We start from the raw sequence: 14,437 nt of genomic DNA, 5'->3' as shown, positions 1-14,437 counted from the left end.
CCTAGCTCGCAACGATGTTGGGATCGAAGGTGAAGATCACGTAGGTGCCCAGACCCATGATCAGGATCATCGACACGACCAGGATCGTGTTGAGCCAGAACCGGGTGGAGTCCTTGCGTGCGTAGTCCGCGATGACGGTGCGCAGGCCGTTGCCGCCGTGCAGCTGTGCGAGCCACAGCATCGACAGGTCCCAGACCTGCCAGAACGGGCTGGACCAGCGACCCGCAACGAAGGCGAAGTTGATGCGGTGAACGCCGTCGTCGAGCATCAGCATGATCAGCAGGTGGCCGAGCACCAGGATGACCAGTGCGACGCCGGACAAGCGCATGAACATCCACGCGTACAGCTCGAAGTTGTTCTTCGCCGAGCGACGCGGGGAGCGTGGGTTGTCGAGGCTCGCCGGGCGGTCGTACGACGTGCCGAGGGTCTTCGCTTCAGTCATGTCAGTGCCCCGCAAACATGTTGTAGAAGATGCGAATGGTCGCGGGGATCATCACCACGAACCAGATCGCCAGGATCGTCCAGAGCATCACGCGCTGGTACTTCGGGCCCTTGGACCAGAAGTCGACGAGCATGACGCGCAAGCCGTTGAGGGCGTGGTAGAGCACCATGGCCACCAGGCCGAGCTCCATCAGGCCGACGATCGGGTTCTTGTAGGTCTCGATGACCGCGTCGTAGGTCTCGGGGTTGACCCGGACGAGTGCGGTATCGAGGACGTGGACGAATAGGAAGAAGAACGTCGCCACGCCGGTGATCCGGTGTAGAACCCAGGACCACATTCCGGGGTCCCCCCGGTATAGCGACCGTGTGCGCCCCGCCGGTGCGGGGGCGGCTTCAGTCGTGCTGCTCATCGAGTGCTGTGCCTCCAACGTCAATGGTGGACGCGTCGAGCCGCTCTCGCCTGTGGAAAACCGCAGTACCGGGCCCGACGTGAAACCTGAACCGACTTGGCATGACTCTAAACCCATCGCAAAGCCGGGAACTAATCTCCCGGCTGATTCGTACCGGCCTGAAAACGTAAGTTAGGTTTGCCTTTCCAACTGTGATCGCGGGCGGTGGGGGCGTCGAATCGTTGCGTGGACCACCATGGAAGGATGTGGGATTGTGCCGGAGATTGATTGGAAGTCCTTGCGCGCCAATGCACATGAAGCTATGAGGCACGCCTATGCGCCCTACTCGAAGTTTCCGGTGGGGGCTGCTGCTCTCGCTGTGGACGGCAGGACGGTGAGCGGCTGCAATGTGGAAAATGTCTCACACGGCTTGGGTCTTTGTGCCGAATGCGTACTCGTCGGTAACTTGATCTCCGGTGGTGGGGGACGTCTTCGAGCGGTCACCGTGTGCGACGCGCGCGGGGCATTGCTGATGCCGTGCGGCCGATGCCGGCAGGTCCTTCTCGAACACGGCGGCCCCGGTCTGCTCATCGACACCACCGCCGGTGCCCGCCCGATGTCGGAACTCCTACCCGACGCCTTCGGCCCCGAGGATCTTGCCGCGATCGTCGCCGACGGTGGTGACCATGCCTGAGATCACCTCGATCATCCGGAGCAAGCGCGACGGCTTCGAACTGACCGGATCCGAAATCGACTGGGTGATAGAAGCGTTCACCCACGGGATCGTCGCCGACGAGCAGATGTCCGCGCTCGCCATGGCCATCTACTTCCGCGGAATGAGTCGCACCGAGACCTCACGCTGGACGACGGCGATGATCGACTCGGGCCGGCGACTCGATTTCACCGGGCTGGGCCTGCGCACCGTCGACAAGCATTCCACCGGGGGAGTGGGTGACAAGATCACCCTTCCTCTCGCCCCGTTGGTGGCAGCGTGCGGCGTGGCGGTGCCTCAGCTGTCGGGTCGCGGACTCGGGCACACCGGGGGCACGCTCGACAAACTCGAATCGATTCCGGGCTGGCGTGCCGAGCTGAGCACTGCCGAGATAGCCGAGATCCTCACCGATCCCGCAGTCGGTGCAGTCGTCTGCGCCGCTGGTGCCGACCTGGCTCCCGCCGACCGGAAGCTCTACGCGCTGCGCGACGTCACCGGCACGGTCGAATCGATCCCTCTGATCGCTAGTTCGATCATGAGCAAGAAGATCGCCGAGGGCACGGGCGCGCTCGTCCTCGATGTGAAGGTCGGCAGCGGGGCGTTCATGAAGGAACTCGGAGAAGCCCGAGAGCTCGCCAGGACGATGGTGGAACTCGGTTCCGATGCCGGCCTGAGCACCACCGCTCTGCTCACCCGGATGGACACACCGCTCGGACGCACCGCAGGCAATGCCCTCGAAGTATGTGAGGCGATCGAGGTGCTCGCGGGCGGCGGCCCCGACGACGTCGTCGAACTGACCTTGGCACTCGCCCGTGAGATGCTCGCGGCGGCGGGTGTGCACGACATCGATCCCGCCGACCGGCTACGCGACGGAGCCGCGATGGATCGCTGGCGCTCGATGATCGTCGCCCAGGGTGGCGACCCCGATGCGCCGCTGCCGACCGCGCACCACACCGAGACCGTGTGCGCCGAGTCGGACGGCGTCCTCGTCGGCCTCGATGCCATGGCCGTCGGGCTCTCCGCATGGCGGCTCGGAGCGGGGCGTGCACAACAGGGCAGCGCTGTGCAGGCAGGTGCGGGTGTCGAACTTCACGTGACGCCCGGCGATTCGGTCCGTGCCGGCCAGCCGATCGCGACACTCCACACCGACACGCCGCAGATGTTCCCGGCCGCGCTGGCAGACCTGCGCGGCGGAGTACGCATCGGGGCGGAGCTCCCGGAACGGCGGCCACTCGTCATCGAGCGGATCGCCGAGTAGGCGACTACCGTCCGGGACATGAACGAGCAGCCGGGAGGGACGCGGCTTCGGGTCGCGCCGAAAGTGGTCCTGCACGACCACCTGGACGGCGGGCTGCGGCCCGAATCGATCCTCGAACTCGCCGATGACTGCGGTCATCGATTGCCGGCCGATACGGCCGACGGGCTCGCCTCGTGGTTCCGTGGCTCCGCCGACAGCGGGTCGCTCGAGCGCTACCTGGAGACCTTCGAGCACACTGTCGCCGTGATGCAGACTCCCGAGGGGCTCGAGCGGGTCGCGCGGGAATGCGTCATCGACCTCGCAGAAGACGGCGTCGTCTACGCCGAGGTCCGGTTCGCGCCCGAGCAACACCTCGAGCGGGGTCTGAGTCTCGACCGTGTGGTCGAGCATGTCCTCGAAGGGTTCCGCGCGGGGGAATCGGCAGTGGCAGCGGCCAGTGGGCGACGCATTCGGGTGGGGTGCCTGCTCACCGCGATGCGGCATGCCGCGCGTTCTCGGGAGATCGCCGAACTGGCCGTGCGATTCCGCGACCGCGGAGTCGTCGGATTCGACATCGCGGGCGCCGAGGCCGGAAATCCTCCGAGCAGGCACCTCGATGCGTTCGAGTACACGCGCGCCGCGAACGCACACTTCACCATTCACGCCGGTGAGGCGTTCGGCTTGCCGTCGATCCACGAGGCAGTCGCGTTCTGCGGCACCGACCGTCTCGGGCACGGCGTACGCATCGTCGACGACATCACGGTGCATCCGGACGGCACGGCAACCCTCGGCCTGCTTGCGAACTACGTGCGGGACAAGAGGATTCCGCTGGAACTGTGCCCCAGCTCCAATGTGCAGACCGGTGCCGTGCGGACCATCGAGGAGCATCCCTTCGACCTGCTTGCCCGTCTGCGCTTCCGGGTGACCGTCAACACCGACAACCGGCTGATGAGCGACACCACGATGACGCGGGAGATGACTCGGCTGGTCGGGGCGTTCGATTACGGGTGGTCGGATCTGGAGCGTTTCACCATCAATGCGATGAAGTCGGCGTTCCTCCCGTTCGACCAACGCCTCGAACTGATCGATGACGTCATCAAGCCCGGTTACGCAGTGCTCGTCGGCTGAGTACCCGGCTCGGTACTCGACCGCGCGGAACGCCTCACAGCTTGCGCAGGTGGGCTTCGAACTCACGTTCGAGGTCGCGCCACGCGACGGCCTCTGCATCGAACGGCGCACTCGGGGCGAGTCTGCTCGAATCCGGTTCGATCACGTAGTTGACGAACCAGCCCAGCTCGGTCGAACCGGCGAGTGCCGCGTCGGTTGCGTCCTCGCCGACGTAGTTCGCGGCATCGGTGAACAGCTCGACGGCGAGTTCCATCTGCTCGGGATCGACCGCGGTGATGCCTTCGACGATGTCGTCGGCGATCCCCGTGAGGACGTAGACGTTGTCCTCGGTGACCGCGACCTCGAGTGAGCCGTCCGTGGCGGCGTGCCGGATGGCCTCGTATGTCTCCAGCGGTGCCAGGTCGTGGTCGTGGTTGTCGGCCAGGTACCGGCCGAGCGCACGTTCGGACCCGAATACGAGGATCGAGCCCTCGGAGCCGAGGAACACGGCGTCATCGTCGAGGTAGCACCGCAGTGTGAACCACGTGCCCTCGGAGGTGATGATCTTGATGGGATCGATGCCCACGGACGCCCAGAAGTCGTCGCCCGCCTCGTCGTCGACGTATTCGTACTCGTCGTCCTCGGCATCATCGACCGCGTCGTCCGCCTCGACGTCGTTCTCGTCGACCGCGACCAGTTCCGACTCGATCTCCGAAACGGCAGCCTCGTCGGTGTCCGGGATCGTGACGACCGCGTCGAGCGCGTCGATCACGGCGTCCCAGTCCTCGGCGACCGCAGCACCGAGCTTGTTCCACAGCTCCGCGCCGGTGCGGTCGTCGAACGCCGCGACGCCGTACCGAAGCGCGGTGTCCACCTCGGGGCGTTCGAAGAATTTGGTGACCACATCGAGCTCGCACACGTCGCCGAGGATGCTGACGATGTCGAAAGTGTCCTGGAGCTCCGAGACGAAGACCGGCTCGAGATCGCCGGCCACGAGCTCCGGGACCCCGATCAGATCGAACGCGTGCGCCTCATCGGGCTCGAACTCGACGGCAGCGAGCTTCGACACGACCGGCCACGCCGGATGCTCGACGAGGTCGTTGTCGTTGTTCGCGCGCACGAACGCGACGAGGTGCGCGACCGACGGGAACCCGTACAGGTCGTCACCGTGGCCGAGGAAGGCCTCCCACTCGTCGTCACCTTCGCGCCACTTGGGCGCCCACAAGGTGACGAGGTCGCCGTCGGTGAGACCGAGCTCGATCGGGACGATGTCTCCAGCCATGGCGCGAAGCCTAGCCATTGCAGCGCCGAAGATATAGCGGGGGAGGGGAGAAAAGCGTCACCCGAGCGCGCTCCGGAGGTCTTGAAGCAGCCGGGCGCGTTCCGCGCCCGCCCGGCGCGCGGCCTCGTGAACGGCCGCGAGGATCTCCGCCCCGAGCTCGACAGCGTCGCGCCGAGTCACCGATTCGGCAAGTTCCAGGCCTGCCAGGGCGCCTCGACCGTCGATGTGCGCGACGATGCTGCCGTCCTCGTTCCTCGCGGAACCGCGTACCGCACCGAGTCCGTCGAGTGTGTGCTCGAGTACACCGAGCTGTGTGCGTACGCGGTCGACGATCTCCTCGACCTGTTGCTCGCTCATGGCCTGTCGTCCTTCCGTTGATGTGGTGTCGAGTGCTCGGTCGCAGGATCTACAGGGGCCGGTGCATCCAGGTCGGATGCGTGCCGTGACCGCCCTCGTCGTGTTCGAGATCGGGGAGGTCGTCGCGGGTGGGCATGCCCATCCGGTCGAGGACATCACTGTGGACGCCCTGAGCGGAGAGTTGCTCACGCCGAAGAATCGCCGCTTCGAGTGCGGCCCGCCGATTCAGCGCCACGATGGCCTCGGCGAGCTGAGCGGCTCCGAATCGGAGTTCTCGCGGGTCGATGCGTAGATCGATCGGAAGGCCTTCGTCGGTGGCGCGGACCCGGATGGTGCCGGCGGCGTTCTGCGCGGTGGCTGTCACCGGGATCGTCTGGTTGGTGTCCATACACGGTTGGACGCACCGGACGGCGTATCGGTTCCCTCGGATGCAGGAGGGAGTTCGGGCCGGGCCTCGCCTCATGCCGTGGGCCGGTAGAAGCCCTGGAAGCCCATCCCGCCGTTCGTGGTGCGGATGGGGGTCACGGCGACAGGGTCGCCTGCTTCGACCATCATCCCGCCACCGACGACCATTGCGACGTGCCCGTCCCAGACCGCGAGGTCGCCCGGCAGCACGGACCCGGAGTCGACAGGTGTCCCGACGTCTTGTTCCTCTGCGAGACGCGGAATCTCGAGACCGGCCTCCCCGTATGCCCACTGGGTCAGGCCGCTGCAGTCGAGTCCGCGGCCCGGAGTCGTGCCACCCCACACGTACGGAGTTCCCTGCTGGTCGAGTGCGCGGCGAACGGCTTCGGCGGCGGTCGGGTTCGGGGCATGTGCGACGGTGCCGTCGGGCAGGGTCACCGCGACCTCGCCACCGACCGCGGGTGCCGAGCCGCCCATCGTGGATATCTCACCGGATCCCGTCGACACAGTCCCGGACGCGGCGGATACGGTGCCGCCCTCGCTCGGTGTCGGAGGCCCCACCGGCGGCTCGGGGATCAATGCGGTCACCGTCGAGGTGAGCTCGGAGAGTGCGGTAACCACCCGTGTGAGTACGTCCAGACCCTCGGAGATGTGTTCGATCGCGGCTGTGATCAGCATCAGTTGCCCCTGCGGGAGGGCCAGCGCGGGTGCTGCTTGCTGGGCGAGCACGACGAACGAATCGATGATGCGTTTCAACTCGGCCGCCCCGATGACCACCGTGACCGTGGCGTCGAGCACGCTGGTGGCGAGCTCGATCCCCCGATCGACGGCACCGAGGGTGTCGGCGAGGATCCTCTCGCCGCTGCCGAGCGCGGCCTCGGCGGCGGTCCCGGTCCACCCCCACGAGAGCTCTGCGAGCGCACTCCGGCAGGTGGCGTGCGCTTCCTCTGCCATCGCGCACCCGGCACGCAGGTTGCTGCCCGGGTCCGAACCAGGCGGCACGTCCGAGCCGAACGCTCCGAGTAGATCGTGCAGGGGCGAGACGAGTGCGTCTGCCCCCACCCCGGCCATCACAGGGCGGCCTCGCGGATCTCGAGTTCCTCCGCGATGCCACGCAGGGACGTGATCGTCTCCCTCTCGGTACGTTCGTATGCGGCAGCAGTCAGTGTCGCTGTCGTGCCCATCCCCGAGAGGACCTCGCGGATCCGGTCCAGTTCGCGGGAGTGGCCGTCGTGTGCGGCGGTGAACGCCGCGACGAAGCCTGCGCCGACCGGGCCGAGCAGGGATGTGAGCCCGGCGGGGTCGCTCGTCCTGGTCTGGAGTGCGGCCTGGTCGATCTGTTCGGCGAGGTCGGCGGCGACGCGGCCGAATCCCGCGATCACCTCGGTATCGGCATGAAGTGTTCCGGTGTCAGTCTCTGGGTGGGGCACCGCGTGTCTCCTCGTTCACCGTTGGACGTGTGTCACATTGTTTCGACGCACCGGACGGCCCCGCGGTTCCCTCGTTCTATCCTTCGATTCATGGATTCGCTCGTGGTCGACCATCCGCTCGCTGCTTCCCTGCTCACGATCCTGCGGGACGAACGCAGCGACAACGCTGCCTTCCGGCACGCTTTGCGCAGGCTCACCCAGATGCTGATCTACGAGGCGGTGCGCGAGGCACCGGTCGAGACGTTCGAAGTTCGGACACCCGTGACCGTCACGACCGGCGTTCGGTTGAAGCAACCGCCGCTGCTCGTCCCGGTTCTGCGTGCCGGGCTCGGCATGGTCGAGCAGGCGCACGCTCTGATCCCACAGGCTCAGGTCGGTTTCGTGGGTCTGGCTCGCGACGAGAAGACCTTCGAACCGGTGCCGTACCTGGAGTCGTTGCCCGAGGACCTGTCGGGGCTGCCGGTGTTCGTACTCGATCCGATGCTCGCGACCGGGGGTTCGATGGTGCAGACGCTCGACATGCTGGCGTCGCGAGGCGCGACCGACATTACCGCGGTGTGCGTGGTGGCGGCGCCGCAGGGAGTCGAGACGCTCGCTGCGTCGGGGCATCCGGTTCGTCTGGTGACCGCGTCGATCGATGAGGGACTCAACGAGGCGAAGTACATCGTTCCGGGTCTGGGCGACGCCGGCGATCGTCAATTCGGACCACGTTAATACCCGCTAGGGGTATGTTACGTATGTGACCAATGGTCCTGGTGTGACGCAAGAGTGTTTCTGTTTCGTAACCGTACGGAGACCGGCTCCGCCACGGACAGTGACCCCGCCTCTATACGCTGCTCCCTGTTCGCAACGTCCGTTGTGACCGAATGACCTCTGCGGAACAGGTAAATACGATGCGCGACACCCTTTTTCACACACGTTTGAAAACCCCGCTCCGGATTGCCGCGCTGGGTGCGGCGTCGACGCTCGCTGTCCTCGCCAACCCCGCCGCGGCCTCCGCCGACATCGACAATTCCCGGATCCTCCCCCCTCGAGGGTGGCCGCGCGATCGAAGTGGCGCAGGCCGATACGTCGATCCAGATGTACCCACCACTCGACAGTTCGCCGCTCAGCGTCGAGTTCTTTGCAGACGGAACGACATCCGTCCGGATCACCGGGTATGAAGCGGCGCAGGCCGCGGGTACGAAACTCACCGTCGGATACCAGATCGGATATCCGGCCGCGTTGCCCGGAGCGGTCGCCCACGTCATCACTCCCGGCCTGACGGTCGGAGGTGACAACAGCGCGAATCTCGGGGTGGAGCTCATCCCGGACCTGGCAGTGGGAGTCGACCTGGGTACCGGAAACGCCTGGGAGGCGTCGCTCGTCCCGGAGCAGGAACTCGAGGTCGAGCTCGCGCCCGGGGGTATCACCGATGCGCCGATCATCGAAGAGCACACCTTCGACGGCGACTCCACTACGGTGCGTTTCGCGGGTATCCGCGGATCGGTGTCCGGCGCGATCGGGCCGGTCACGATCCGGCCCTACGCCAAGGCGGTCACGTCGTCCAACGACGTCGCCATCACCTACGGAAAGCCTGTCCGGCTCTGACTCGTGCTCAGCCGGCGAGCCCGATTGCCCAGCGGCGCAATGAGTCCAGCGACTTCGTCGCAGTATCGCGATTGCCCGTGCGGGCCACCGATTCGAGATAGCACTTGAGTTTCGGTTCGGTGCCGGACGGTCTGATCACGACTCGGACAGTGGCGCCCTCGAAGACGAGTGCGTCGGTGTTCAGTGGTCCCGGGTCGGTCGCCAGATCGGTCAGGGTCACGGGCTCGTCGGCCAGCGTGAAGGGTGGCTCCGACCGCAACTTCGCCATGATCGTGTCGATCTGGGCGAGGTCGGTGACGCGGATCGCCACCTGGTCGCCCACGTGCAGCCCGAACTCGCGGTGCAGGGCGTCGAGTGCATCGACGAGCGTGCGACCCGATTCCTTCAGTTCGGCTGCGTAATCGGCGACCACGACGGCCGTGCCGATCCCGTCCTTGTCACGTACAGCATCGGGGTCGACGCAGTGCCCGATGGCCTCCTCGTATGCGTAGACGAGACCCTCACCGGCTCGGGTGAGCCACTTGAAGCCGGTGAGGGTCTGCGCGAATCGGGCTCCGCGCGCGGCGGCCAGTGTGCTGAGCAGGGTCGACGAGACGATGGTCGTCGCCACCAGGGACCCGGCCGGTGCGTTCTCGAGGATCCGGTCGCCGAGCAGCACTCCGGTCTCGTCACCGCGAAGCATCCGCCACCCGGCCTGAGTGGGAACTGCGACTGCGCAGCGATCGGCGTCCGGATCCAACGCGATCGCGATGTCGGCGTGGACGTCGGCAGCGAGTTCGAGCAAGGCATCGACGGCGCCCGGCTCCTCCGGGTTCGGGAATGCGACCGTCGGGAACGCGGGATCGGGCTCGAACTGCGTCGCGACGACGTGCACATCGGTGAATCCGGCCGCATGCAGCGCGGCGACCGCCGTCTCGCCTCCGACGCCGTGTAGCGGCGTCAACGCGATCTTCAGGTCCCGATGCGGCGAGCGTGGCAACGACGCCACCCGTGCGAGGTAGCGGTCGACGAGGTCGCTGCCCGAGGTCGCCACTGCCGCGCGAGGGACCGAGTCGGCCTCCGGTGCGTCGTCGATCGCCGCCTCGATCTGCCTGTCGGCCGGCGACACGATCTGGGCTCCACCCGAGAGGTACACCTTGTAGCCGTTGTCGGATGCCGGGTTGTGCGACGCGGTTATCTGTACTCCCGCAACTGCATTCAGTTCCCGTACCGCGTAGGCGGTGACCGGGGTCGGAAGTGGTCGGGGGAGGGCGACGACGTCGAATCCGGCGGCGGCGAGTACCTCGGCGGTCGCGGTGAAGAACTCTGCGGACCCGGTGCGTGCGTCGCGCCCCACCACGACTGTGCCGCCGCGCTGTCCCTGTCCGGCGAGCCATGCCGCGAGGCCCGCGGTGGTGCGCACGACGTTGGGAACGTTCATGCAGTCCGGTCCGTCGCCGACGGGACCGCGCAGCCCCGCGGTCCCGAACCGGAGGGTCACAGCCCGGCCGCCAGATCGCGCAGGAGATCACCCATGCGGGTCGCGGCCTCTCGCCCCGCGGCGAGGACCTCCGCGTGGTTGAGGTGCTCGCCCGTGATGCCTGCCGCCGCATTGGTGACCAGCGAGAGGCCGAGGACGCGCGCACCCGCCGCGCGTGCGGCGATGGTCTCGTGCACCGTCGACATGCCGACGAGATCTGCGCCGAGGACGCGGAGCATCCGGATCTCGGCGGGTGTCTCGTAGTGCGGCCCGGGCAGTCCGGCGTAGACGCCCTCGGGCAACGAGGGGTCGATCTCGCGGGCGAGCGCTCGCAACTCGGGGGAGTACGCGTCGACGAGGTCGACGAACTGGGCGCCGACGAGCGGCGAGCGGCCGGTGAGATTGAGGTGGTCGGAGATGAGAACGGGCTGTCCCACTCCGAGATCGGGATCGACACCCCCCGCGGCGTTGGTGAGGATCACGGTGTGTGCTCCCGCGGCGACTGCGGTGCGTACCGGGTGGACGACCCGGCTCAGGTCGTGGCCCTCGTAGGCGTGGGTGCGTCCTGCGAGTACGAGCACCGCATTGTCGCCGACGGTGAACGAGTGCACGGTGCCAGGGTGGCCGGCCGCGGTGGGTGGCGCGAAGCCGGGGAGGTCACCCATCGGAATGCTTGCGGTGGGTTCGCCGAAGCGGTCGACTGCAGCGCGCCAGCCCGAACCGAGAACGACGGCAATGGTGTGTTCGGTGATGCCGGTGCGTTCGGCGACGACGTCGGCCGCGGCCTTCGCCGTGGCGGCGGGATCGAGGATCTCGGGTGTTCCCATGAGGTCAGACCCTAGCGGCAACTCGGAAGTTACTCACGAGTAGGAATCGGGGTATTCTTGCGATCATGGCTTACCTCGAACGCGACGGCGACGTCTTCGTCCTGTACCTCGGCAACCAAGGCGAAGAGGTCAACGAGAACCGCTTCCACCCCGACATGCTCATCGAGCTGCACCACCGGCTCGACGAGGTCGAGGCGCATGAGGGCCCCGCTGCCCTTGTCACTGCCGCAACCGGGAAGTTCTGGAGCAACGGCCTCGACACCGACTGGATCTTCGGCAACTTGGCAGACCTGCCCGGATACCTCGACTCGGTGCACGAACTCTTCGTGCGGATCCTGACCTTCCCGATGCCGACGATCGCCGCCGTGCAGGGGCACGCCTTCGGAGCAGGCGCGATGCTCGCCCTCACCCACGACTTTCGGGTGATGCGCGCTGATCGTGGTTTCTGGTGCCTGCCCGAGGTGAACCTGAACATGCCGTTCACCGTCGGAATGTCCACGTTGATGCGAGAGCGTCTTCCCATCCAGACCGCGGTCGACGCGATGACCACCGGTCGCCGATTCGGAGGCGTCGACGCAGTTGCCGCCGGCATCGCAGAGCAGCACGTGGACGGTGACGGAGTCCTCGCAGCGGCCGTCGAGAAGGCTGCGGCGCTGACCTCGACCCGCGGCAAGAACCTGGGCGGAATCAAGCGCGGCCTGCATGCGCCGCTGATCGAGGCGCTGCAGACGAAGACGGACGAGTCCAACTTCCGGCTCGGCTGATCATCGCCCGGGGGAGCGTGGCATCGTCGGATGCGCCCGTCCGGCATGACAGACTGGGCATCGTGACGACCGAATCCGACAGTGCGATCGAGGCTGCCTCAGACACCTTGATCGCACTGTCGCATTCGATCCACGCAGAGCCGGAACTGGCGTTCGGCGAACACCGCAGCGCCGCCAAGATCGTCGAGGTCCTCCGCGACGCCGGGTTCGAGGTCCGCACCGGCGTCGCCGATCTCCCGACCGCATTCGACGCCCGATACGGCAGTGGCGAGCTGGTTCTCGCGTTCTGCGCGGAATACGACGCGCTTCCCGGAATCGGGCACGCATGTGGGCACAACATCATCGCCGCCGCGGCTGTCGGGGCCGGGATCGGGTTGGCCGCGCTCGCGGACGAACTCGGCGTCACCGTGCGCGTGATCGGCACTCCGGCCGAGGAAACCGGTGGTGGCAAGGTCCTCATGCTCGAGCGCGGCGAGTTCGACGGCGTCGGTGCCGCTCTGATGGTCCATCCGGGGCCCTTCGACATCACCGGGGCGACCTCGCTTGCGCTCGCCGACATCGCCGTCTCCTATGTCGGACGGGAAGCGCATGCGTCCGCGGCACCCGAATACGGGCGCAATGCGGCCGACGCGGCAACCGTCGCGCAGGTCGCGATCGGTCTCATGCGACAACACCTGATCCCGGGGCAGCAGATCCACGGCATCGTCAGCGACGGCGGAGCCGCACCCAACATCGTGCCCGGGCACTCCGAGATGCTCTACTACCTGCGCGCGACCACTGCCGGCCTGCTCGACGATCTCCGTGAACGCGCCGGACACTGCTTCGAGGCCGGCGCTCTCGCCGCCGGATGCACCCACAGCATCCGGACGGTGTCGCCCACCTACACCGAACTCACCCCGGACCCGTGGCTGGTGCAGGCATATCGTGAAGAGATCATCGGTCTAGGGCGCACACCGCTGCCCGTCGAAGAGGAAGGGTTCCGCCCGCTGGGCAGCACCGACATGGGAAACGTGACGAACGTCCTGCCAGGAATACACCCCGTCATCGGTCTCGACTCGGGTGGAGCCGTCACACACCAGGAAGCATTCGCGGCCGCGTGTATCACAGAGTCCGCCGACCGCGCCCTTCTCGACGGCGCCCGCGCACTCGCCGCGACCGCGGCCCGCGTTGCTGTCGACCCAGGTCAGCGTGCCCGCCTGCTCGAAGGGGTGGGCCGCCGGTGAACCCGTACGTGGAGAAATGGATCGACGAGCACGCCGGCGACCTGATCGCCTGGCGCCGGCACATCCATGCCAACCCCGAGTTGGCACGGCAGGAGTATGCCACCACCGAATTCGTCGCAACCAGGTTGACAGCGGCCGGGCTCACACCCAAGGTGCTGCCCCGGGGAACCGGTCTGATCTGCGATCTCGGACCGACGAACGGGCCGCGAATCGCGTTGCGTGCCGACATGGATGCGTTACCGCTGCAGGAGATGACGGGACTCGACTTCTCGTCGACCGTTCCCGGTGTCTCCCACGCGTGTGGTCATGATGCACACACGACCGTGCTGCTGGGAGCGGGCCTGGCTCTTGCGGCGGTGCCCGAGTTACCCGTCGGTGTGCGGCTGGTGTTCCAGCCCGCCGAGGAGGTCATGCCAGGGGGTGCCCTCGATGTCGTCGCGGCCGGAGGTCTCGACGGCGTGTCCCGCATCTTCGCGTTGCACTGCGACCCGCGGCTCGAGGTCGGCAAGGTGGGAATGCGGGTCGGAGCGATCACCTCGGCCGCCGACACCATCGAGCTCGTTCTCGATTCCCCCGGCGGGCACACGTCGCGTCCGCACCTGACGGGTGATCTCGTCTACGGACTTGGCACCGTGATCACCGGACTCCCGGGCATGCTCAGCCGACGGATCGATCCGCGCACCGGCACCGTCATGGTGTGGGGTGCCGTCAGTGCGGGCAAGGCCCCGAATGCCATCCCGCGCACTGGAATGCTGGCCGGTACGGTGCGCACCGGCGACCACGAGACCTGGGAGCTTCTCGAACCGATGGTCCGTGAGATCGTGCACGGCCTCCTCGCTCCCACCGGGGTGAGCTACGAACTGCACTACCGTCGCGGCGTGCCGCCCGTCGTCAACGACGAGATCTCGGCGCGGGTGTTCGAGGACGCGATCCGGGCGGCCGGCCCCGACGCGCTGTCGGATACTCCGCAATCCGGTGGGGGCGAAGATTTCTCGTGGTACCTCGAGCAGATTCACGGTGCGATGGGTCGCTTGGGTGTGTGGTCCGGCTCCGGGCCCGAACTCGACATCCACCAGCCGACGTTCGATCTCGACGAACGGGCACTCCCGGTGGGTGTGCGGGTACTGACCAACCTTGCGCTCGGCGCGGTCGGATAGCTCTTTTGCGGGGCGGTGCGGATTCCCCCGCAAGATAAATAGCTCTCCGGGGGGATG

17 protein-coding genes are annotated in these 14,437 nt (G+C 67.0%); 8 read left to right on the top strand and 9 right to left on the bottom strand.

Annotated features, from left to right (window positions below):
* Position 1 precedes the first annotated feature (1 nt).
* On the bottom strand, positions 2-442 hold the full coding sequence (locus EV641_RS05155) for a succinate dehydrogenase hydrophobic membrane anchor subunit (RefSeq protein WP_054718355.1): 441 nt from the start codon (positions 440-442) through the stop codon (positions 2-4).
* A 1-nt stretch (position 443) separates the two neighbouring features.
* A complete protein-coding gene (gene sdhC / locus EV641_RS05150) occupies positions 444-851 on the bottom strand; it encodes a succinate dehydrogenase, cytochrome b556 subunit (protein WP_132471019.1) in 408 nt (135 codons plus the stop codon).
* Positions 852-1,104: 253 nt separating this feature from the next.
* Here sdhC and EV641_RS05145 point away from each other — a divergent pair, with 253 nt between their 5' ends.
* From EV641_RS05145 to EV641_RS05135, 3 genes are read left to right on the top strand one after another with little or no spacing between them, the layout of a single operon-like run.
* Complete coding sequence (locus EV641_RS05145) at positions 1,105-1,524, top strand: cytidine deaminase (protein ID WP_054718361.1); 420 nt, start codon at positions 1,105-1,107, stop codon at positions 1,522-1,524.
* Positions 1,517-2,800, top strand: coding sequence for a thymidine phosphorylase (locus EV641_RS05140; RefSeq protein ID WP_132471018.1), 1,284 nt, complete (start codon positions 1,517-1,519; stop codon positions 2,798-2,800). Before EV641_RS05145 ends, EV641_RS05140 begins: the two co-directional genes overlap by 8 nt.
* A gap of 18 nt (positions 2,801-2,818) precedes the next feature.
* Positions 2,819-3,907: an adenosine deaminase gene (locus EV641_RS05135; RefSeq protein ID WP_132471017.1), complete on the top strand. Its 1,089-nt coding sequence runs from the start codon at positions 2,819-2,821 to the stop codon at positions 3,905-3,907.
* Positions 3,908-3,941: 34 nt separating this feature from the next.
* Here the strand turns inward: EV641_RS05135 and EV641_RS05130 are convergent, their stop codons facing one another.
* The 5 genes from EV641_RS05130 to EV641_RS05110 all read right to left on the bottom strand — a co-directional run bounded on the left by EV641_RS05130 (position 3,942) and on the right by EV641_RS05110 (position 7,360).
* On the bottom strand, positions 3,942-5,168 hold the full coding sequence (locus EV641_RS05130) for a primosomal protein (RefSeq protein ID WP_132471016.1): 1,227 nt from the start codon (positions 5,166-5,168) through the stop codon (positions 3,942-3,944).
* A gap of 57 nt (positions 5,169-5,225) precedes the next feature.
* The gene (locus EV641_RS05125) at positions 5,226-5,525 is read right to left on the bottom strand and encodes a YbaB/EbfC family nucleoid-associated protein (protein WP_054719482.1); all 300 of its coding nucleotides are present in this window, start codon (positions 5,523-5,525) and stop codon (positions 5,226-5,228) included.
* Between the two features lie 49 nt (positions 5,526-5,574).
* Positions 5,575-5,913 carry a hypothetical protein gene (locus EV641_RS05120; protein WP_132471015.1) on the bottom strand — a complete coding sequence of 113 codons (339 nt, stop codon included), beginning with the start codon at positions 5,911-5,913 and terminating at the stop codon, positions 5,575-5,577.
* 71 nt (positions 5,914-5,984) lie between these two features.
* Positions 5,985-7,001, bottom strand: a complete 1,017-nt coding sequence (locus EV641_RS05115; protein ID WP_132471014.1) for a C40 family peptidase — start codon at positions 6,999-7,001, stop codon at positions 5,985-5,987.
* Positions 7,001-7,360: a type VII secretion target gene (locus tag EV641_RS05110; RefSeq protein ID WP_132471013.1), complete on the bottom strand. Its 360-nt coding sequence runs from the start codon at positions 7,358-7,360 to the stop codon at positions 7,001-7,003. The genes EV641_RS05115 and EV641_RS05110 overlap by 1 nt, the downstream gene beginning before the upstream one ends.
* A gap of 90 nt (positions 7,361-7,450) precedes the next feature.
* On the opposite strand from EV641_RS05110, the gene upp reads away from it, so the two are divergent.
* Together upp and EV641_RS05100 are read left to right on the top strand one after the other, a co-directional pair.
* The gene (gene upp, locus EV641_RS05105) at positions 7,451-8,074 is read left to right on the top strand and encodes a uracil phosphoribosyltransferase (RefSeq protein WP_054719849.1); all 624 of its coding nucleotides are present in this window, start codon (positions 7,451-7,453) and stop codon (positions 8,072-8,074) included.
* A gap of 339 nt (positions 8,075-8,413) precedes the next feature.
* Positions 8,414-8,950, top strand: a complete 537-nt coding sequence (locus tag EV641_RS05100; RefSeq protein WP_347238213.1) for an MspA family porin — start codon at positions 8,414-8,416, stop codon at positions 8,948-8,950.
* 7 nt (positions 8,951-8,957) lie between these two features.
* Here the strand turns inward: EV641_RS05100 and EV641_RS05095 are convergent, their stop codons facing one another.
* Both EV641_RS05095 and EV641_RS05090 read right to left on the bottom strand, forming a co-directional pair.
* A complete protein-coding gene (locus EV641_RS05095) occupies positions 8,958-10,430 on the bottom strand; it encodes a phospho-sugar mutase (RefSeq protein WP_132471012.1) in 1,473 nt (490 codons plus the stop codon).
* Complete coding sequence (locus tag EV641_RS05090; protein WP_132471011.1) at positions 10,427-11,236, bottom strand: purine-nucleoside phosphorylase; 810 nt, start codon at positions 11,234-11,236, stop codon at positions 10,427-10,429. Before EV641_RS05090 ends, EV641_RS05095 begins: the two co-directional genes overlap by 4 nt.
* Before the next feature lie 65 nt (positions 11,237-11,301).
* On the opposite strand from EV641_RS05090, the gene EV641_RS05085 reads away from it, so the two are divergent.
* The 3 genes from EV641_RS05085 (at position 11,302) to EV641_RS05075 (ending at position 14,380) form a co-directional block, all read left to right on the top strand.
* Positions 11,302-12,000: an enoyl-CoA hydratase/isomerase family protein gene (locus EV641_RS05085; protein WP_054714652.1), complete on the top strand. Its 699-nt coding sequence runs from the start codon at positions 11,302-11,304 to the stop codon at positions 11,998-12,000.
* 62 nt (positions 12,001-12,062) lie between these two features.
* Positions 12,063-13,223 carry a M20 family metallopeptidase gene (locus EV641_RS05080; protein ID WP_132471010.1) on the top strand — a complete coding sequence of 387 codons (1,161 nt, stop codon included), beginning with the start codon at positions 12,063-12,065 and terminating at the stop codon, positions 13,221-13,223.
* Positions 13,220-14,380, top strand: a complete 1,161-nt coding sequence (locus tag EV641_RS05075) for a M20 family metallopeptidase (protein ID WP_054714655.1) — start codon at positions 13,220-13,222, stop codon at positions 14,378-14,380. The genes EV641_RS05080 and EV641_RS05075 overlap by 4 nt, the downstream gene beginning before the upstream one ends.
* Positions 14,381-14,437 lie beyond the last annotated feature (57 nt).

Source organism: Rhodococcus sp. SMB37 (assembly GCF_004345605.1).
Taxonomy (GTDB): Bacteria; Actinomycetota; Actinomycetes; order Mycobacteriales; family Mycobacteriaceae; genus Rhodococcus.
The sequence above is the reverse complement of the archived record's forward strand: the minus strand, read 5'-3'. Positions and strand labels throughout refer to the sequence as shown.

Bases quoted from the DNA above. Each gene is read 5' to 3' on its own strand.
- EV641_RS05155 (WP_054718355.1), bottom strand. From the start codon at position 442: ATGACTGAAGCGAAGACCCTCGGCACGTCGTACGACCGCCCGGCGAGC.
- sdhC (WP_132471019.1), bottom strand. From the start codon at position 851: ATGAGCAGCACGACTGAAGCCGCCCCCGCACCGGCGGGGCGCACACGG.
- EV641_RS05140 (WP_132471018.1), top strand. From the start codon at position 1,517: ATGCCTGAGATCACCTCGATCATCCGGAGCAAGCGCGACGGCTTCGAA.
- EV641_RS05135 (WP_132471017.1), top strand. From the start codon at position 2,819: ATGAACGAGCAGCCGGGAGGGACGCGGCTTCGGGTCGCGCCGAAAGTG.
- EV641_RS05130 (WP_132471016.1), bottom strand. From the start codon at position 5,168: ATGGCTGGAGACATCGTCCCGATCGAGCTCGGTCTCACCGACGGCGAC.
- EV641_RS05125 (WP_054719482.1), bottom strand. From the start codon at position 5,525: ATGAGCGAGCAACAGGTCGAGGAGATCGTCGACCGCGTACGCACACAG.
- EV641_RS05120 (WP_132471015.1), bottom strand. From the start codon at position 5,913: ATGGACACCAACCAGACGATCCCGGTGACAGCCACCGCGCAGAACGCC.
- EV641_RS05115 (WP_132471014.1), bottom strand. From the start codon at position 7,001: ATGGCCGGGGTGGGGGCAGACGCACTCGTCTCGCCCCTGCACGATCTA.
- upp (WP_054719849.1), top strand. From the start codon at position 7,451: ATGGATTCGCTCGTGGTCGACCATCCGCTCGCTGCTTCCCTGCTCACG.
- EV641_RS05090 (WP_132471011.1), bottom strand. From the start codon at position 11,236: ATGGGAACACCCGAGATCCTCGATCCCGCCGCCACGGCGAAGGCCGCG.
- EV641_RS05085 (WP_054714652.1), top strand. From the start codon at position 11,302: ATGGCTTACCTCGAACGCGACGGCGACGTCTTCGTCCTGTACCTCGGC.